At 67.3% G+C, this 17,863-nt stretch carries 19 protein-coding genes; 10 read left to right on the top strand and 9 right to left on the bottom strand.

Annotated elements, in window-relative coordinates:
* Positions 1-61: 61 nt before the first annotated feature.
* Entirely contained in the window at positions 62-1,759 is a 1,698-nt protein-coding gene (locus CLD20_RS06255) for a diguanylate cyclase domain-containing protein (RefSeq protein ID WP_224405739.1), read from the top strand.
* A 37-nt stretch (positions 1,760-1,796) separates the two neighbouring features.
* On the opposite strand, the gene phaR is transcribed toward CLD20_RS06255, so the two are convergent.
* The gene (gene phaR, locus CLD20_RS06250) at positions 1,797-2,396 is read right to left on the bottom strand and encodes a polyhydroxyalkanoate synthesis repressor PhaR (RefSeq protein ID WP_224405738.1); all 600 of its coding nucleotides are present in this window, start codon (positions 2,394-2,396) and stop codon (positions 1,797-1,799) included.
* A 258-nt stretch (positions 2,397-2,654) separates the two neighbouring features.
* Between phaR and CLD20_RS06245 the strand changes: the two genes are divergently transcribed.
* From CLD20_RS06245 to CLD20_RS06230, 4 genes are all read left to right on the top strand, one after another.
* Entirely contained in the window at positions 2,655-3,830 is a 1,176-nt protein-coding gene (locus tag CLD20_RS06245; protein ID WP_224405737.1) for an acetyl-CoA C-acetyltransferase, read from the top strand.
* A 190-nt stretch (positions 3,831-4,020) separates the two neighbouring features.
* Positions 4,021-4,746, top strand: a complete 726-nt coding sequence (phbB, locus tag CLD20_RS06240; RefSeq protein ID WP_224405736.1) for an acetoacetyl-CoA reductase — start codon at positions 4,021-4,023, stop codon at positions 4,744-4,746.
* 80 nt (positions 4,747-4,826) lie between these two features.
* Positions 4,827-5,768: a YihY/virulence factor BrkB family protein gene (locus tag CLD20_RS06235; RefSeq protein ID WP_224405735.1), complete on the top strand. Its 942-nt coding sequence runs from the start codon at positions 4,827-4,829 to the stop codon at positions 5,766-5,768.
* A gap of 7 nt (positions 5,769-5,775) precedes the next feature.
* Positions 5,776-6,690 (top strand): DMT family transporter, encoded by a 915-nt coding sequence (locus CLD20_RS06230; RefSeq protein ID WP_224405734.1) that lies wholly within the window; start codon positions 5,776-5,778, stop codon positions 6,688-6,690.
* On the opposite strand, the gene CLD20_RS06225 is transcribed toward CLD20_RS06230, so the two are convergent.
* Together CLD20_RS06225 and gloB are read right to left on the bottom strand one after the other, a co-directional pair.
* Positions 6,639-7,091, bottom strand: a complete 453-nt coding sequence (locus CLD20_RS06225; RefSeq protein ID WP_224405733.1) for a cupin domain-containing protein — start codon at positions 7,089-7,091, stop codon at positions 6,639-6,641. The genes CLD20_RS06230 and CLD20_RS06225 overlap by 52 nt on opposite strands.
* Positions 7,092-7,093: 2 nt before the next feature.
* Complete coding sequence (gloB, locus tag CLD20_RS06220; RefSeq protein ID WP_224405732.1) at positions 7,094-7,864, bottom strand: hydroxyacylglutathione hydrolase; 771 nt, start codon at positions 7,862-7,864, stop codon at positions 7,094-7,096.
* 174 nt (positions 7,865-8,038) lie between these two features.
* On the opposite strand from gloB, the gene CLD20_RS06215 reads away from it, so the two are divergent.
* The gene (locus CLD20_RS06215) at positions 8,039-8,818 is read left to right on the top strand and encodes a class I SAM-dependent methyltransferase (RefSeq protein ID WP_224405731.1); all 780 of its coding nucleotides are present in this window, start codon (positions 8,039-8,041) and stop codon (positions 8,816-8,818) included.
* On the opposite strand, the gene metW is transcribed toward CLD20_RS06215, so the two are convergent.
* Positions 8,790-9,443 carry a methionine biosynthesis protein MetW gene (metW, locus tag CLD20_RS06210; RefSeq protein ID WP_370636817.1) on the bottom strand — a complete coding sequence of 218 codons (654 nt, stop codon included), beginning with the start codon at positions 9,441-9,443 and terminating at the stop codon, positions 8,790-8,792. The two genes, CLD20_RS06215 and metW, sit on opposite strands and share 29 nt — an antisense overlap.
* The gene (locus CLD20_RS06205; RefSeq protein ID WP_224405730.1) at positions 9,440-10,612 is read right to left on the bottom strand and encodes a homoserine O-acetyltransferase; all 1,173 of its coding nucleotides are present in this window, start codon (positions 10,610-10,612) and stop codon (positions 9,440-9,442) included. Before CLD20_RS06205 ends, metW begins: the two co-directional genes overlap by 4 nt.
* 132 nt (positions 10,613-10,744) lie before the next feature.
* On the opposite strand from CLD20_RS06205, the gene CLD20_RS06200 reads away from it, so the two are divergent.
* From CLD20_RS06200 to CLD20_RS06190, 3 genes are read left to right on the top strand one after another with little or no spacing between them, the layout of a single operon-like run.
* Positions 10,745-11,593, top strand: coding sequence for a chorismate mutase (locus tag CLD20_RS06200; protein ID WP_224405729.1), 849 nt, complete (start codon positions 10,745-10,747; stop codon positions 11,591-11,593).
* Positions 11,590-12,675: a histidinol-phosphate transaminase gene (gene hisC, locus CLD20_RS06195; RefSeq protein WP_224405728.1), complete on the top strand. Its 1,086-nt coding sequence runs from the start codon at positions 11,590-11,592 to the stop codon at positions 12,673-12,675. Before CLD20_RS06200 ends, hisC begins: the two co-directional genes overlap by 4 nt.
* A gap of 8 nt (positions 12,676-12,683) precedes the next feature.
* Entirely contained in the window at positions 12,684-13,592 is a 909-nt protein-coding gene (locus tag CLD20_RS06190; RefSeq protein WP_224405727.1) for a prephenate/arogenate dehydrogenase family protein, read from the top strand.
* A 12-nt stretch (positions 13,593-13,604) separates the two neighbouring features.
* Here CLD20_RS06190 and CLD20_RS06185 read toward each other — a convergent pair whose 3' ends face one another.
* Positions 13,605-14,570 (bottom strand): DUF2125 domain-containing protein, encoded by a 966-nt coding sequence (locus CLD20_RS06185; protein WP_224405726.1) that lies wholly within the window; start codon positions 14,568-14,570, stop codon positions 13,605-13,607.
* Between the two features lie 56 nt (positions 14,571-14,626).
* Between CLD20_RS06185 and CLD20_RS06180 the strand changes: the two genes are divergently transcribed.
* Positions 14,627-15,172: a gamma-glutamylcyclotransferase gene (locus tag CLD20_RS06180; RefSeq protein ID WP_224405725.1), complete on the top strand. Its 546-nt coding sequence runs from the start codon at positions 14,627-14,629 to the stop codon at positions 15,170-15,172.
* Positions 15,173-15,180: 8 nt separating this feature from the next.
* Here CLD20_RS06180 and CLD20_RS06175 read toward each other — a convergent pair whose 3' ends face one another.
* From CLD20_RS06175 to CLD20_RS06165, 3 genes are all read right to left on the bottom strand, one after another.
* On the bottom strand, positions 15,181-15,972 hold the full coding sequence (locus CLD20_RS06175; protein ID WP_224405724.1) for a 1-acyl-sn-glycerol-3-phosphate acyltransferase: 792 nt from the start codon (positions 15,970-15,972) through the stop codon (positions 15,181-15,183).
* Between the two features lie 104 nt (positions 15,973-16,076).
* Positions 16,077-17,048, bottom strand: coding sequence for an SLAC1 anion channel family protein (locus CLD20_RS06170; RefSeq protein ID WP_224405723.1), 972 nt, complete (start codon positions 17,046-17,048; stop codon positions 16,077-16,079).
* 133 nt (positions 17,049-17,181) lie between these two features.
* Entirely contained in the window at positions 17,182-17,832 is a 651-nt protein-coding gene (locus tag CLD20_RS06165) for a YdcF family protein (RefSeq protein WP_224405722.1), read from the bottom strand.
* Between the last annotated feature and the right edge of the window lie 31 nt (positions 17,833-17,863).

Here is a 17,863-nt window from a genome sequence, read left to right as displayed (position 1 = left end):
ATGCGCCCTGGTGGTGGGAGCGGGGACGGACAGCTTGGCCAAAAGGGGTGCGGAAAAAGAGGTGGATCCGGCAAGCGCATATGTGCCGGATCTGACGCCCGTGATGAACGCCGACGCCGATGACGATCGCCCGGCGCCGGGCGCGACGGCGCAGGCGATTCTGACGGAGATCGGCGAGACGGTCTACGAATGGGACCTCGTGAGCGACAGGCTGCGCTGGGCGAGCAATGCCGCAAGGGCGCTCGGCATTCCCGAACTGAAGGACATCTCCACAGGCAAGCGGTTCGACGCGCTGGTCGATCCCGACAGCCTGATGAACCGCACCCAGGCGGTACGCAACGCCATCGCCATCGATTACGGCCAGGGCGTCCCTTACGACCTCACCTATGCCCTCAACTGCGACGACGCTTCCGGACACCACCGCATCTGGGTGCGCGACCGCGGCCGCTGGTATGCCGGCCATTCCGGCGAGCCGGTGCTCGCACGCGGTGCCGTGCGCGTCCAGCCGCGCCAGGACAGCGAGGCTGCCCCGGAGCCGGCCAGCCGCACCCTGAAGGACCGCGCCGATCTGTTGCGCCTCCTGGAGGACACGCTCGTCGTCTCGCGGCACTACCAGGTGCCCTTCGTCTTTGCCCTCGTCTCCATCGACAATCTGAAGCTCGCGACGGAGACCTACGGGCCACAGGTCATCGACCCGATCCTCAACGCCATCGCGCTCGCCCTGTCGCGGACGGTGCGCGAGACCGACCTCATCGGCAAGCTGGCCGAAGGCGAGATCGCCATCGTCCTCAATCGCGTCGAGCCGGGCGAGGCCGAAGCCGCCTTGCAGCGCCTTGCCGAGAGCCTGAAGGGCGCCTCCGTGCCGCTGCGCGACCGCGTCCTCCTGCCCGTCACCTCCGTCGGGGCCGTATCGCTCAAGGGCGGCGAGGCGGAGAGCCTGCGCCAGTGCCTCGATGCGGCCCGGCGTGCTCTTTCGCGCGCCCAGGAAGCGGGCGGCGGCCATCTCGCCCTCGACCGGGGCGGCATCGCGCTTCCCCCGATCACCGCCCCGTCGACCAGCGACGAGGTGGAAGAACTTCTCGAAGCCCTTCGCGAGGGCCGCTTCCTGCTCTCGCAGGAGCCCGCGCGCCATCCGGAATCGACAGAGCCGGCCTTCTACCGGCTCGCCCCGACGATCATGACCGAAGCGGGCGGGATGAAGCCTGCCGACGAGCCGATCGCCCGCGCCGAGGGGCTGGGCTTTTCCCAGCTCGTCGACATGCGCCTTCTCTATCTGGCACGCGAAAGGCTCGCCGCCACCCCGGGGCGGCGCTTCTGGCTCTCCGTCTCGACCGGCGCCCTCGGCAACGAGGTGTGGATGGCCAATCTGGCCCGCGTCATGGGCGAGGAAGAGGCAAATGCCGGCCGCCTGATTCTCGCCTTTCCCTTCGCCGCCCTGGTGGCGCAGGGAGAGCGGATCGGCGCTCTTCTCGCGGAAGCGGCCGGGCATGGCTGCGGTCTCGCCGTCAGCTCGTTCGACGGACGCTTCTGGTCTGCGAGCGGGCTGAAGAGCCTCGGCGTGGAGCATGTCGGGATGGACTTCGCCGGCCTCCGCCTCGCCCACCACGAAGCGGAGGATGCCGCCTGGCGGGCAAGCGCCGAGTTCTTCTCCGCCCTCGGGCTTGAAAGCTTCGTCAGCGGCGTGCCCGGCGCCAGTGAGGCGGAGCGCCTTGCAAGAGCCGGCTTCTCGCTGATCTCGCACGCCCCCGACCGCGGCTAGGCCGAGATGTCGGGGCCGGAGGCCCCTTCCCCGGCGGCTATTCCTTGCCGTCGCCGGCGATCGTATCGATGGTGCGCTGCATTTCGCGCAGCTGCGTGCGCAGGGCCTCGATCTCGCGTGCCTGCGCTTCCGGCGATTTCGGGCTCGCCCTGTTACCCGCGGCGGGATTGGCGCCCGCACCTCCGCCCGCGCCGGTGAAGGGCGTGAACATGCGCATCGCCTCGGTGAACATCTCCATGTTCCGCCGCGCCTGCTCCTCCATGACGCCGAAGGCATCGCCCTTGAAGGCCCGGCTCATCTGGTCGCGCAGCTTGTCCCGGTCCTTGGAAAAGGCCGAAAGGGACGTCTCCAGATAACTCGGCACGAAGGCCTGCATGCTGTCGCCGTAATAGCGGATGAGCTGGCGCAGGAAGGCGATCGGCAACAGATGCTGCCCTTTGCTCTCCTGCTCAAAGATGATCTGGCCGAGGACGGCGCGGGTGATGTCCTCGCCGCTCTTGGCGTCCACGACGGTGAAGTCCTCGCCCTGCTTCACCATGCGCGCGAGATCCTCGAGCGTCACGTAGGTGGACGTCCCGGTGTGATAAAGACGCCTGTTGGCGTATTTCTTGATGACGGTCGGCGCGGTGTTGTTCATACGAATTCGGCCCTCCCTTGTGGTTGCAGGACAGGAGCGCCTTCTTCCTCCCGGCGAAACTGTCGGGCAGGATAAGGAGAATGAGCCGGGCTTGCCAAATTCTTTTTGCACTGCCGAAGCGGCGCCGGATTGCCGCGTTTCCGAAGACCGCCGACGTTGACAGGCAGGGCCGGCGCGCTCTTTATCGAAGCAAAGCTGCCGCGGACCACAACACCCGGAAAGGGGCGCCCGCGGCCTTCCATCCCGAGGAGGTTACCCTTGTCAGCCATCGTCATTGCCAGCGCCGCACGCACGCCCGTCGGCTCCTTCAACGGCTCCTTCGCCACCATGCCCGCCCACGAGCTCGGCGCCGTCGCCATCAAGGGCGTCCTGGAGCGGGCCGGTGTTTCGGGCGAGGAGGTGAACGAGGTCATCATGGGCCAGATCCTCACCGCCGCGGAAGGCCAGAACCCGGCCCGCCAGGCGGCGATGGCCGCCGGCTGCCCGCAGGAGACCACCGCCTGGGGCCTCAACCAGCTCTGCGGCTCGGGCCTGCGCGCCGTCGCGCTCGGCATGCAGCAGATCGCCACCGGCGATGCCGCGATCATCGTGGCGGGCGGCCAGGAATCCATGTCCATGGCCCCGCACGCCGCCCATCTGCGGCAGGGCGTGAAGATGGGCGACTACAAGATGGTCGACACCATGCTGAAGGACGGCCTGATGGATGCCTTCAACGGCTACCATATGGGCGTCACCGCGGAAAACGTCGCCCGCCAGTGGCAGATCACCCGCGAGGAGCAGGACGCCTTCGCAGTCGCCTCGCAGAACAAGGCCGAGGCCGCCCAGAAGGCCGGTCGCTTCAAGGACGAAATCGTTCCCGTCACGGTCAAGGGTCGCAAGGGTGACACGGTCGTGGAAGACGACGAGTACATCCGCGCCGGCACGACGCTCGACAAGATCCAGTCGCTGCGTCCCGCCTTCGACAAGGAAGGCTCGGTGACGGCCGGCAACGCCTCGGGCATCAACGACGGTGCCGCGGCCGTGCTGCTCATGAGCGAGGCGGAGGCGGAAAAGCGCGGTATCACCCCGCTCGCCCGCATCGTCTCCTGGGCGACGGCCGGTGTCGATCCGGCGATCATGGGCACGGGCCCGATCCCGGCCTCGCGCCGCGCGCTGGAGAAGGCCGGCTGGTCGGCCGAAGACCTCGACCTCGTGGAGGCCAACGAGGCCTTCGCCGCGCAGGCCTGTGCCGTGAACAAGGACCTCGGCTGGGACAAGTCGATCGTCAACGTCAACGGCGGCGCGATCGCCATCGGTCATCCGGTCGGCGCCTCCGGCGCCCGCATCTTCAACACCCTACTTTTCGAGATGCAGCGCCGTGGGGCCAAGAAAGGCCTCGCCACGCTTTGCATCGGCGGTGGCATGGGAATTGCCATGTGCGTGGAGCGGCCTTGAGCTACCGCTTCGCCTGAAAGACCCTCCCTTTTGGGGAGGATGTGACGAAGGCGCGCGGGGGCAGGAGGAAGGGACGCAGAACCGAGGGGCGGATCCTCCGCCCCGCAATGTCACGCTCGCTACGCGTTGGACGAGCAATCTGCCGAGGCGGTCCGCCAGAGACCCCCGGCGGCACAGGGGAGGACGAAAAATGGGCAGAACGGCAATCGTCACCGGCGGCACGCGCGGAATCGGCGCCGCCATCGCCAAGGCGCTGAAGGAAGCCGGATACGAGGTCGCCGCCAATTATGGCGGCAACGACGAGAAGGCGAACGCTTTCAGGGAAGAGACGGGAATCCCCGTCTTCAAATGGGACGTCTCCGACGAGAAGGCCTGCGCGGAGGGGATCGCCAAGGTCGAGGAGGAACTCGGTCCGGTCGAGATCCTCGTCAACAATGCCGGCATCACCCGCGACGCCATGTTCCACAAGATGGACAGCGCAGCCTGGCGCGCCGTCATCGACACCAATCTCGGCTCGCTCTTCAACATGACCCGCCCGATCTGGGATGGCATGCGCGAGCGCGGTTTCGGCCGCATCGTCAACATCGCCTCGATCAACGGCCAGAAGGGCCAGATGGGCCAGGTCAATTACTCCGCCGCGAAAGCGGGCGAGATCGGCTTCACCCGGGCCCTCGCCCAGGAGGGCGCGAGAAAGGGCATCACCGTCAACGCCATCTGCCCCGGCTATATCGCCACCGAGATGGTGACGGCCATGCCGCAGGAGGTGCTCGACAAGCACATCCTGCCTCAGATCCCGGTCGGCCGTCTCGGCGAACCGGAGGAGATCGCACGAGCCGTGATCTTCCTCGTCGCCGACGAGGCCGGCTTCATCACCGGCTCCACGCTCACCGCCAATGGCGGCCAGTACATGGTTTGACCGGCCCCCGTTCAGCCATTCGACAGCCGTTGTGGCGACCGGGTCCTTTATGAGCGTCGCCGCTCGTGGTTAAGAGCGGCATGATATCTGGCGGCGCAGAGCAATCCTGGCTGGGCTGGCTCCTGGAATGGGGCTGGCGGGTGCTGCGCTTCCTCTGGCGCGTCAACTTCAACGCCATCACGGGGCTGCTGCGCCATGACGGCATCATGCTGTCGAGCGCCATCGCCTTCTCGCTCATCTTCGCGCTCTTTCCGTTCATTCTCTTCCTGATCGCGCTCGCCGGCGCGATCGGCGGTCACGAGCTCGCCGACTACCTCACCCGTGAGGCCTTTCAGGTCATGCCCGAGCACATGGTCAAGACCATCGAACCGGAGGTGCGCCGCGTCCTCGCCGGCCGCAACGGCAGCCTCATCACCATCGGCCTCCTCGTCACCCTCGTCTCCATCACCGGCGCCGTGGAAGCCGTGCGCGAGGCTCTGAACAAGGCGTATCGCTGTACCGACCAGCGCCACTTCCTGGAGCGCTACGGCGGCAGCCTTGTCTTCGTCTTCCTCGGCATGTTCTTTCTGATCGTCGTTTCCGCGCTCGCCGTCGCCCTGCCGATCTGGCTCGCCGTGCTGCGCGCCTGGTTTCCGGACCAGAGCCTCTACCAGGAGCTGCTCGCGACCGGCGGCAAGGTGCTCCTCTTCCTGGTCATGGTGGCCATGCTGACCTCCGTGCACGTCTTCCTGCCGGCCAACCACCGGCGGGTGCGCGTCATGGCGACGGGCGTCATCATCACCGTCGGACTGTGGTGGGTCGCCGGCCGGGTGTTCTCCTTCTACGTCTCCGTCTTCGCCAACTATTCGGCGACCTATGCGGGCTTGGGCGGAATCGTCGCGCTGATGTTCTTTCTCTATATCCAGGCGCTCATTTTCCAGTACGGGGCGGAGCTCAACCGCGCCATCGACGACGAAATCACCGACTACAAGGAGAGCTGGATGATGCGCCGCCAGCTTCGCCTGCCCTTCGGCCGGCGCTAGAGACCCCATGTCCCGCTCGCTCGCGACCCTGCTCGGCTTCACGGCCATTCTGATGTGGGCGCTGCTCGCCCTCTTCACCGCGGCGAGCGGCAATGTGCCGCCGTTCCAGCTCGCCGCGCTCTGTTTCGCGCTCGGCGCAGCGATCGGCTTTGCTTGGGTGGCCGCGAAGGGGCGCTGGGGCGACCTGCGCCAGACTTTCGGGGTCTGGATCTTCGGCACGGCCGGCCTTTTCGGCTATCACGCCCTCTATTTTACCGCGCTGCGCAACGCCCCGCCGGTGGAGGCAGGCCTCATCGCCTATCTCTGGCCGCTGCTCATCGTCGTCTTTTCGGCCCTGCTGCCGGGCGAGAAGCTGCGCTGGTATCACCTCGTCGGCGCCGTTCTCGGCCTTTGTGGGACGGCCCTGATCGTCACCGGAGGCAAGGATGTCGGCTTCGACATGCGCTACGCTCTCGGCTACGGGGCCGCGCTCGGCTGCGCCCTCACCTGGTCGAGCTATTCGGTGGCGGCGCGCAGGCTCGCCTCCGTGCCGACCGGCATCGTCGCCGGCTATTGCGCCACGACGGCGATCCTCGCCGCCATCGCGCATCTTCTTTTCGAGACCACCGTCTGGCCGGCGAGCGGGAGCGAATGGCTCGCAGTCCTCGGCCTCGGCCTGATGCCGGTGGGCGCGGCCTTCTATGTCTGGGATATCGGCGTCAAGCGCGGCGACATCCAGTTCCTCGGCGTGGCGAGCTACGCCGCCCCGCTCCTGTCGACGCTGATCCTCATCCTCGCCGGCTTTGGCGTGCTGACGACGCAGATCGCGCTCGCCGCCTTCCTCATCACCGCCGGCGCGCTGATCGCCGCCCGCGGCAGCCGTCTCGCCGCTCAGTCGGGAGGGCTGAAATCGGCTGGCGCGAGCTCGAAGCCCTCGAACTGAAAGCCCGGCGCCACGGTACAGCCGACGAGCGTCCAGGCGCCGAGGCTCTCGGCCGCCTGCCAGGCGCCGGCTGGCACGACATGCTGCGGGCGTTCGCCGGCGGCAAGATTCGGTCCAAGGAGCCAGCGCTCCGACTGGCCGCGCGCCTCCGCGACGGTGAGCGCAAGCGGGGCGCCGGCGTAGAAGTGCCAGATCTCCGCCGCATCGACCCGGTGCCAGTGTGAGCGCTCGCCGGCGGCGAGCAGGAAGTAGATCGCCGTGCCATGCGAGCGCCCATCATGTTCGCCCGCATCGCGGAACGTCTCGCGAAAATGCCCGCCTTCCGGATGCGGCTGCAGCCCCAGGAGCGCGATCACCTCGCGCGCGTTGAACCCGCCCTCGTCGTCGCCCCCGCACGACATGGCTAGAAGCGGTCTTTGCGCTGGCGGATCTCGGCGAAGACGGCGGCCGGCTCCTCGCCTTCCATGCCGAGGACACGCTGCAGCTCCGGATCGTCGGCGCGCAGGAACGGATTGGTCGCCTTCTCCGTCCCGATGGTCGTCGGCAGCGTCGGCTCGCCCTCCGCGCGCAGCGCCTCGATCTCGCCCTTGCGGGCGATGAGCACCTCGTTCTGCGGATCGATGCTGGCCGCAAATTCCGCGTTCGCCAGCGTGTATTCGTGGCCGCAATAGACGATGGTCTCGTCCGGCAGATCGCGCAGCGCCTTCAGCGAGGCCCACATCTCCTCCGCCGAGCCTTCGAAGACCCGCCCGCAGCCGAGGGCGAAGAGCGTGTCGCCGACGAAGGCGAGCCCGTCCTGCGGCACGTAGTAGGCGACATGATCGAGCGTATGGCCGGGCGTCGCGATCACCTCGACCTTGCGGCCTGCCCACTGGAAGCTCTCACCGTCGCCGACGGTCTTGTCGTAGAGGCCGGTCGCGGCCGCGCTCTTGCGCGGGCCGATGGTGCGGGCGGAATAGGCATCGCGCAGCGCCGGCACGCCCTCCACATGGTCGAAATGCTTGTGGGTGACGAAGATGTCGGTGAGGACCCATTCGCGCGCCTTGAGCGTTTCGATGATGGGCTCGGCCTCGGGCGCGTCGATGGCGACGGTCGCGCCCGTCTCGGGGTCATGCACCAGGACCGCATAATTGTCGGAACGGGCGGGAAGTTGAACGATTTCGAGTGCCGCCAAGGACTGTCTCCTTTTGGATTGGCATCGGTTTGGTGTGATTGGGTTGGCGTCGGGCGCAGTATAGGGCGATATTCGGCGTCATGAAGCCGTGGCAAGAATGGGATGCCGCCCGACAGGCCAGACGGCTTGTCGCAGATGCGGCCAGGCGGGGCAAACGGGTTCAAGGGCGATCCGATGCATGTTGACGTCGCCGAGCTGAGGGACTTTTACGCAGGCCTTCTTGGCCGGATGGTGACGCGTCACATCCGCGAGGTTCTGCATGCGACCCTGTCCGTCTCGCCTTCCGACCGCATCCTGGGTCTCGGCTTCGCCACCCCCTATCTCGGCCCGCAGCTCGGCCGCGCCGAGCGGATCCTCGCCTTCATGCCCGCCGCCCAGGGCGTCATCGACTGGCCGGGCAACGGCGTATCCGCCACCGCGCTGGTGGAGGAGACCGCCCTGCCTCTGCCTGATTCGGCGATCGACCTGGCGATCCTCGTCCATGCGCTCGAGACCTCCTCGCGCCCGCCCGAATTCATGGCCGAGCTGCGCCGCATCCTCACCAACAACGGTCGCGTCTTCATCGTCGTGCCCAACCGGCAGGGCGCCTGGGCCCGCTCCGACACCTCACCCTTCGGCTATGGCCGGCCCTATTCGCGCAGCCAGCTCCGCTCTCTGCTCGGCGATACCGGCTTTACCGTCCTGTCCTGGTCGACGGCGCTCCATATGTGGCCGAGCCGGCATCGCTCGCTGCTCAGCCTCTCGCCGGCGATGGAGAAGATCGGCCGCCGCATCTGGCCGGCCTTTTCGGGCGTCACCTGCGTCTATGCGCAGAAATCATCGATGCCGGCGATCAAGGCGAAGTCGAGCCGGCGCTTCTCCTCGGCCCTGAAACCCGCTCTGCAGCCCGGGATAGGCATGGTCGACGCCAGCCGCGCCGCACGCTTCAGAGCGTATTCGGGGGACGACGGCTGAGCACGAAGACGGCCTGTTCGCCGAGGAGGTTCCAGATCGTCCAAGGCGCGTTCTGCGTCAGCCGGCGACCGTCGCCGTACAGGCAGACCGCGTCCTCGATCGTCGCCTCCACTTCCCGCGTCAGCGTGAGGAAGTCCTTGATCGTGCAGAAATGGATGTTGGGCGTGTCGTACCAGCTATAGGGCAGGTTCGAGGTGATCGGCATCCGCCCGTAGCTCATGAACTGCATGCGGATGCGCCAATGGCCGAAATTCGGGAAGGAGACGATCGCCCGCTTGCCGATCCTTAGAAGGTCTTCCACCACGGTGCGCGGATTGTGCGTCGCCTGCAGCGTCTGGCTGAGGATGGCGAAGTCGAAGGCGGCGTCCGGATAGGTGGCGAGGTCACGGTCGGCGTCGCCCTGGATGACCGAGAGGCCCTCCGCCACCGCCTGGTTGACCCCCGATTGCGACAGTTCGATGCCGCGCCCGTCGACGCCCTTTTCCGATTCCAGCAGCTTCAGCAGCGCCCCGTCGCCGCAGCCGACATCGAGGACGCGTGAGCCCGGCGCCACGAAGGAGGCGATGACCCTGAGGTCGACGCGCTCCGGATCGGCGGCCATGGTGGCGAGTTCCATCTGGTTCATGCCGCAAATCCCCGCACGCGCGCTGCGCCGCGCAGGAAGCCGGAGACGGTCCGGAACAGCTCCGGCTCGTCGAGGAGAAAGGAATCGTGGCCGCGATCGCTGTCGATCTCCACGAAGGAGACATTGGCGCCCGAGGCGTTGAGGGAATGCACGATCGAGCGGTTCTCCGAGGTCGGGAACAGCCAGTCGCTGGTGAAGGAGATGACGCAGAAGCGTGAGCTGGAGCCGCGGAAGGCCTCCGCAAGGCGGCCGCCGTAATCCTTGCCGAGGTCGAAATAATCCATCGCCCGCGTCAGGTAGAGATAGGAATTGGCGTCGAAGCGCTCCACGAACGTCATGCCCTGGTGGCGCAGATAGGATTCGATCTGGAAGTCCGCGTCGAAGCCGAAGGTCAGCGCCTCCCGGTCCTGCAGGTGGCGGCCGAACTTGGTGTGCAGGGCGCTTTCCGAAAGATAGGTGATGTGCGCGGCCATGCGCGCGACGGCGAGGCCTTTGCGGGGGCTCTTGCCCTCGGCGAGGTACTGCCCGCCGCACCAGTCGGGATCGGCCATCACCGCCTGGCGGCCGACCTCGTTGAAGCCGATGTTCTGTGAGGTGTGGCGCGCCGCGGTCGCGATCGGGATGGCGGCGAAGACGCGCTCGGGATAGCTCGCCGCCCATTGCAGCACCTGCATGCCGCCCATGGAGCCGCCCATGACGGCGAAGAGCTTCTCGATGCCGAGTTCGTCGATCAGCCGGGCCTGCGCGCGGACCATGTCGCGGATGGTGATGACCGGAAGGTCGAGCGCGTAGGGCCCGCCCGTCGCCGGATTCTTCGAGGCCGGGCCAGTCGAGCCCATGCAGCCGGCGAGGACGTTGGCGCAGATGACGCAGTAGCGATCCGTGTCCACCGGCCGGCCGGGGCCAACCATCAGCGACCACCAGCCGGGCTTGCCGGTCACGGGGTGCTCGTTCGCCACATGCTGGTCGCCCGTCAGGGCGTGGCAGACGAGGATGGCGTTGGATTTGTCGGCGTTGAGCTCGCCGTACATCTGGTAGGCGAGCTGGAAGCCCGCCAGCGCGTCGCCCGCGTCGAGCGGCAGCGTCTCCGCAAGGCGCATGCAAAGGCTGGACGGGCATTCCGCCTGCTGGGCGGCTGCGGAGGCGTGGTTTGGCGCGCCGGCATCCATCGGTGGCACTATCCTTTGTGGGGGAGCGGCTTAGGAAGGCCGGCTCTTTCCTGTCAATCTTTTCTTTGCGTCGTGCTTCGCGGCTCGCTAAGGAGCGGGCCTGAACTGCCTCGCCCCCGATCGGACCACGACATGAGCGCCAAGGCCCCTGGAGCACTGGCCGAGATACGCCAGCGCATCGACGCGATCGACGCCGAGATGCACCGCCTGCTGATCGAACGCAGCGCGGTGATCGACCAGCTCATCCATCTGAAGGGTATCGGCGCGCCGGCGGCCGCCTTCCGGCCGGACCGCGAGGCGCTGATGATGCGTGGCCTCGTGATGCGCCATGAGGGCATCCTGCCGCTGGCCACGGTGGAGCACATCTGGCGCGAGGTGATCTCCACCTTCACGGCGATGCAGGCGCCCTTCCACATCATGATCGCCGAGGCGCCGGACCGGGCCGCCTTCCAGGATCTGGTGCGCTTCCAGTTCGGCTTTTCCGTCCCCGCCGAGGAGGCCGGATCGGACGCGGCGGCGGTGGAGAAGCTGCGCGCCGACGAGGGTTTCATCGCCATCTTCTCCCCCTATTCCAGCGGCGGCTGGTGGCGGCAGATCGGCCCGGACGAGAACATCCAGATCTTCGCCCGCCTGCCCTTCATCATCACGCCCGACCATCCCGTCCAGGCCGAGGCCTATGTGGCGGGTCCGCGCCTTGCCGCCTCCACCGAAGCCGATATTCGGCTCGTTCGGATGCAGGCCTCCGGGCCATTCGCCAGGACGCTTGCCGCCTTCAACGGCCGCGTCATCGCCAGCGAGACGGTCGATGGCGGCGAGGAGATTCTTGCAGAGATTCCGGACGCCCTGACGCATGACGAACTCGTCGCCGAAGGCGCCAGGCGCGGAGCGACCTTTTCGGAGCCGGTCATCCTCGGCTCCTTTGCCGCACCGATCCGCTTCGTCGCGGCGGAGGCGGAAGAAAGCGAAGAAGAGACCACATGAGTGCCGTCAGCCCCCGCAAGGGCGTCCTCGACATCGCCGCCTATGTGCCGGGCGATGCGGGCGCCGAGGACCGTGAGAGCTTCAAGCTCTCTTCCAACGAGACCCCGCTCGGACCGAGTCCCGCGGCCGTCGAGGCCTTCAGCTCCGTCGCCGGCAAGCTGCACCTTTATCCCGACGGCTCGGCGCGGAAGCTGCGCGAGGCAATCGGCGCCGCCCACGGGCTCAACCCCGACCGGCTCATCTGCGGCAACGGCTCCGACGAACTGATCACGCTCGCCGCCCAGACCTATCTGTCGCCCGGCGACGAGGCGATCTATTCCGCCCACGGCTTCCTCGTCTACCGGATCGCCATCCTCGCTTCCGGCGCGACGCCGGTGGTGGCGCCGGAGAAGGACCTCACCGTCGACGTCGACGCGATCCTTGAGCGCGTCACGGAGAGGACGCGGCTCGTCTATCTCGCCAATCCCAACAACCCGACGGGTACCTTCATCCCCTTCAACGAGGTGAAGCGCCTGCATGTGGGCCTTCCTTCCTCGACGCTTCTCGTCATCGACGCGGCCTATGCCGAATATGTGCGGCGCAACGATTACGAGAGCGGCGTGGAGCTCGCCGGCGAGGCGCCGAACGTCCTGATGACGCGGACCTTCTCCAAGATCCACGGCCTCGCTGCGCTGCGCATCGGCTGGGGCTACGGACCGGCCTCCGTCATCGACGCCATGAACCGCACGCGCGGCCCGTTCAACGTCTCCGCTCCCGCGCTCGCGGCCGGCGCCGCGGCGATCGCCGACCGGGCACATGTCGAGGCGGGCGTTGCCCATAACGAGAAATGGCTGCCCTGGGTCACGGTGGAGCTCGAAAAGCTCGGCCTCACCGTCACCCCGAGCGTCGGCAACTTCCTCCTCATCCACTTCTCCCAAACGCCGGGCAAGGGCGCCGAGGAGGCCGACAAGGCGCTGCGCGAGGCGGGCTGCATCCTGCGCCGCGTCGCCGGCTACGGCTTTCCCAATGCGCTGAGGATGAGCATCGGCACGGAAGCGGCGAACCGGAAGGTGGTCGAGACACTCGCCGGCTTCCTCGCCTGAGCTTTATGATGTTCGAGAAAGTAGCTCTTATCGGCATCGGCCTCATCGGCTCGTCGATCGCCATCCGCGCCCGCAAGGAGAACCTTGTGGGGACCATCGCCGTGCAGAGCCGGCGCGCCGAAACGGTGAAGAAGGCCGAGGAACTGGGTCTCGGCGACAGCTACACGACCGATCCGGCCGAAGCCGTGAAGGGCGCCGACCTCGTCGTCCTGTGTATTCCCGTCGGCGCCGTCGGCGCGGTAACGGAGGCGATCGCCCCGCATCTGGCCGAGGGCGCCATCGTCACCGATGTCGGCTCGGTCAAGAACGCCGTCGTCACCGAGATGGCCCCGCTTCTGCCCGCGCATGTCCATTTCGTGCCCGGACATCCGATCGCCGGCACGGAGCATTCCGGTCCCGAAGCGGGCTTTGCGGAGCTCTTCGACGGGCGCTGGTGCATCCTCACGCCGCCCGCCGGCACCGATCCGGCCGCGGTCGAAAAGCTCGCCGCCTTCTGGACGAAGCTCGGCTCCAGCGTGGAGACGATGGATCCCCGGCACCACGACATGGTGCTCGCCATCACCTCGCATGTGCCGCATCTCATCGCCTACAACATCGTCGGCACGGCGGCGGAACTCGAAGAGGTGACCGAATCGGAGGTGATGAAGTTCGCCGCCGGCGGTTTCCGCGACTTCACCCGCATCGCCGCCTCCGATCCGACGATGTGGCGCGACGTCTTCCTCAACAACCGCGAGGCGGTGCTGGAGATGCTCGGCCGTTTCAACGAGGATCTGACGGCCCTGCAGCGCGCCATCCGCTGGGGCGACGGCGACGCGCTTTTCGACCTGTTCACGCGCACGCGCGCCATCCGCCGGGGCATCATCGAGGCCGGTCAGGAAACGGCCGATCCCGATTTCGGCCGCCACAAGAAAAGCTGAAGCGGAGAGCCTTCAGTAAAGGCGCGGCACCCGGCCGAGATTGAGGAAGGCGACGCGCGCCTTGCCGTTCTCCACGCTGATCGTGAGCTGGCGCGCCGGCACGCCGTCCACCTCGGTCGGCACGCCGAGCCCCCCGACGGCCGCCAGCACCAGCTGAGCCGGCTCGCGCAGCCCGTCCGGCAGATCCGCCACCTTGCCGGAGATCACGTCGAGCCCGGTCACGGTGACGTCGAGCTGGCCCGACAGAATGCCGTTCGGATCCACCTCGACCGGCCCATCCACCAGGATGCGCGCGCCCTCGACCTTGAGCTCGGCCGAAAGATGTCGGGCGTTGAGCCCGCTCACCCGCCATTGCGGCGCGCCCGCCAGCAGCATTTGCGGCTCGCCCGCCATCTCCGCCCGGATGACGAGGTCGCTCTTCGGGAGCGACAGGCTGCCCTGGGACAAGGTGAGGTCGGAAAGAGCAATCTCGACTGAGGTATCGCCCGCGCTATCGGCCGGCCCGAGCGCGCCGGAGCCCGACAGCGCCGAAGCGGAGAACCCGCCCTGCCCCGCGGCAGCCTGCACCAGGCGCAAGGAGAAGCGCGGCTCGGTGAGGCCGCTCTTCAGCAACGCCTGCTCCCAGGTGATGGTGAGCGGCTCGGCGAGGAAGGGCGTGGAGAGCTTGAGCGGGCTCTGCAGCTCGGTTTCCACCTGGCTCGGCTCTTCGACCCGGGCGACGGCGGCAAGCGCCGGCGCTTCCGCTTCCAGGTCGGCCGAGACGAGCCGCACCGGCCCCTCGCAGCGCAGCTTCAGGCGGAAGGGATAGCCGCCGACGGAGCGGTTCGGGCAGGTGATCGCGACCTCCCCCTCCGCCTGTCCGGCGATGAAGGCGTCGACCTGGCTCTCGGTATAGGAAGCAAGCCCCCACCAGCCCGCAGACCAGAGGACGGCGATCAGGATGAGGAGTGCGACAAGAATGGTGACGAGGCGTCCCATAGGTTCTCCCTCGCTCCGATTGCGGCCGAAGGCGGCACCTGCTAGCCGGAGCGCATATGCTTGAATCTCCCGAATACGCCGATTTCTGGGTCTTCGGCTACGGCTCTTTGATGTGGAACCCGGGCTTTGCGCACGAACGCGCCGAGCCCGCCCGCCTCATCGGTGCCCATCGCTCGCTCTGCGTCTTTTCCTGGGTGCACCGCGGCACGCCCGAAAGGCCCGGCCTTGTTCTCGGTCTCGACCGCGGCGGAAGCTGCCGCGGCCTCGCCTTCCGCGTACGTGGCGAGAACCGCGAGGAAGTGCTCGCCTATCTGCGAGCCCGCGAGCAGGTGACGATGGTCTATGCGGAGAAATGGCGCCCGATCCTCCTTGAAGGCGGAGAGCGCGACACCGCCCTCACCTTCCTCGTCGACCGCACGCACGAGCAATATGCCGGCGTTCTGGACCCCGTCCGCCAGCTCGAGATCGTACGTCGGGCGCGGGGAAAATCCGGGCCGAACCGCGACTATGTCACGAGCACGGTGGAGCATCTGCGCGACAGCGGCATGAGGGACAGCCACCTTTTCTGGCTCGCCGCCGAACTTGGGCGACAGGAGGCCTGAGACACACTTCAGGCGAGCTTCGGCTCCGCCGCCTCGGCCGCTTCGTCCCGTTTCGGGGCCCAGCCGGGAGGCCGCGTCGCCGGATCCGTTTCGAAGGCCTTTTCGATCAGCTTGTTGGTGGCTTCCTCAAGGGTCGCCTCCAGGCGGACGGCAAAAGCCGAAGGCTCCAGCCCCGGCTCGATCGGCGGCAAGACCTGCACGCGCACCGTCCCCGGAACGTGAGCGAAGGAGCGTCGCGGCCAATAAAGGCCGGCATTGAGCGCCACCGGCACCACCGGCAGGCCGAGTTCCTTGTAAAGATGCACGACGCCGTAGCGGTAATGCGGCTCGGCGAGCGGCGGCCGGCGCGTGCCTTCCGGGAAGATGAGGATCTGGTAGCCCGTCGCCTTGCGCTGGCGCGCATGCACGACGATGGAAGCCAGCGCCTTGGAGCGGCTGCCCCGGTCGACGGGGATATGGCCGTATTTCTTCAGGTACCAGCCGAGGAGCGGGATCCACATCAATTCCCGCTTCAGGATGTAGGCCGGCTTGTCGAACATGTAGACGAGCCGCATCGTCTCCCAGGTCGACTGGTGCTTGCAGGCAACGATGCAGGCGCCTTGGGGGATGTTCTCAAGCCCCTTCGTCTCCTCGCCGATCCCGGTGATGAGCCGGTGCCAGAAGAGCGAGGAAGCGGTCCAGAACTTCGTCACCCAGGTGCCGTAGCGTTCCGGCAGGAGCAGGAAGGGTGAGAAGAGCAGCGCCTGGACGGCGAAGTTGACGTAAAAGACGACGTTGAAGAGGAGCGTGCGCGCGAACATGGCCTGACCCGGCTGAAACGGGGCTTTCGAGTGGCCCGAGCGCGCCCGTCAGTCAAGCCGGCCGAGCCGCACGGCCCTTTCTTGCCGCGCTCGGACCGGCAGGCTCATTCCGGCTGGCAGAGCTCATTTCCCGCGATCGCGGCGACGGTGCGCACAGCGAGACCGGCAACGACGGCGGCCAGCAGCGTCACCAGGCCGAGACCGACGTAAAGGTGCGGCTCCGACCCCGTCTCCTCGGCGAAAACGAGCGAGGCGACGGCGAGCGCGGCGACCGGAAAGGAAAGCGCCCAGAAGGACAGCGCGAAATCGAGGCGCAGGAGCTTCGGCACCTGTGCCAGGACGACCGCGGCGAAGACATAGCCGACATTGATCAGGATGCGGCCGAAGGAATCCACCTCGCCGGCCAGCCGCGTATGGGCGATGAAGGCAACGGCGGGCGGGGCGATCAGGATGACCAGCGTCGGCAGGAGCCGCCCGGGCATCGGATCGTGGAAGATGAGACGGTTCATCACCAGCGTCAGCAGCACGACCCAGAAGACCAGGCCGGCGGAGAAGAACAGCCAGGAGACCTCCACATAGCCGAAGGGCACGCCGGCCAGCGGCACAATGATGTTGCCGACCGCGGGAATGAACCAGGCCGGGTTGAGATGCACCTGCTGGAAGGTGCGGTGGCCGATCCAGTTGGTGATGACGGAGAGCGACAGGATACCCTGCGCGGCGACGCCGAAGAGCCAGACGGGTCGCGCGATCTCCGGCGCCAGAGGCATGGCCGCCGTGGACATGAGCAGGAGCGAGATCGAGATCGCCGGGAAGAAGGCGATGCGCACCGGATGCGCCCATTCCTCCGCCACCGAGGCGGGGCGCAGGACAAGCTTCAGGAGATACTGGACGGCGATGACGGCGAACACCGCCACCGTCACATAGAGCGCCCAGGTGGAGACCTGGCCCGGGATCCGCAGCGCATGCTCGCTGGCGCGCAGCGCCAGCGTGAGGCCGGAAAGGCCCATGACGACGGCAAAGAAGCTCACCGGGAAATGGGCGAGCCGGCTGTGCCCGGCGGCGGTGACCTCGCTCATGCCTTTGCCTCCATCCATTACATTCTAATGTTTGAATGTAACTCCCTCTGCGCGAGTGCCAGAGGATGGAATGTCGCAGGCGCCCGCCGCAACCGACAGCGCCACGCGCCAGAAGGAGCTTAAGCCAGACGAATCAGCTGCTTGCGGGGCGGATGAAGGCGACGATGAACTTCAGATATTCCTCAAAGAGGATGCGGAAGACCTCCTTGCGCTGCGCCCAGTCCCCAAGATCGAGCCCCGGCCGGCGCACCGGATAGGGCACGAGCCGAACCCCCGGCAGTTCGCGCTTCAGCTCCGCGATGGAGCGCGGCATGTGATAGGCGCTGGTGACGATGATGAGCGAGGTGTAGCCGTGAAGGCGCGCCCAATCGCGCGTTTCTTCCGCGTTTCCGCGCGTATCGCGGGCGGTCTTGCCGAGATCGACGCAGCAGCGGAACAGATCCTCGCTCTCTCCCGAAAGCGCCGCGGCGATCGACTGCTTGTTGTTCTGGGCATAGACGCCGGAGATGAGCAGGCGCTTTCCCGCCCCCTGCTGCAGCAGCTCCACGCCGCCCTCGATGCGCGCCGAACCGCCGGTGAGCGCCACGATCGCGTCGGCCCTCGGATAGGCCGGCGGGCGCGCGGAGGCGATCTGCTGGGCGAAGATCAGAAAGCCGCCGACGAAGAAGACGCACAAGATCGCCGCGCCGAAGACGATGCTTCGCACGAGACGCCGCCCGAGCGGCGGCCGCCTGCGGCCCATGCCGCGCGCCTCCAGCTTTTCCGTCAGGCTCTGCCGGGCCATCCGGCTCCTCCGTCGCCGAACAACGAGGCCA

Source organism: Afifella sp. IM 167 (assembly GCF_020144925.1).
Taxonomy (GTDB): domain Bacteria; phylum Pseudomonadota; class Alphaproteobacteria; order Rhizobiales; family Afifellaceae; genus Afifella.
This window is presented reverse-complemented; position numbering and strand designations above follow the sequence as displayed.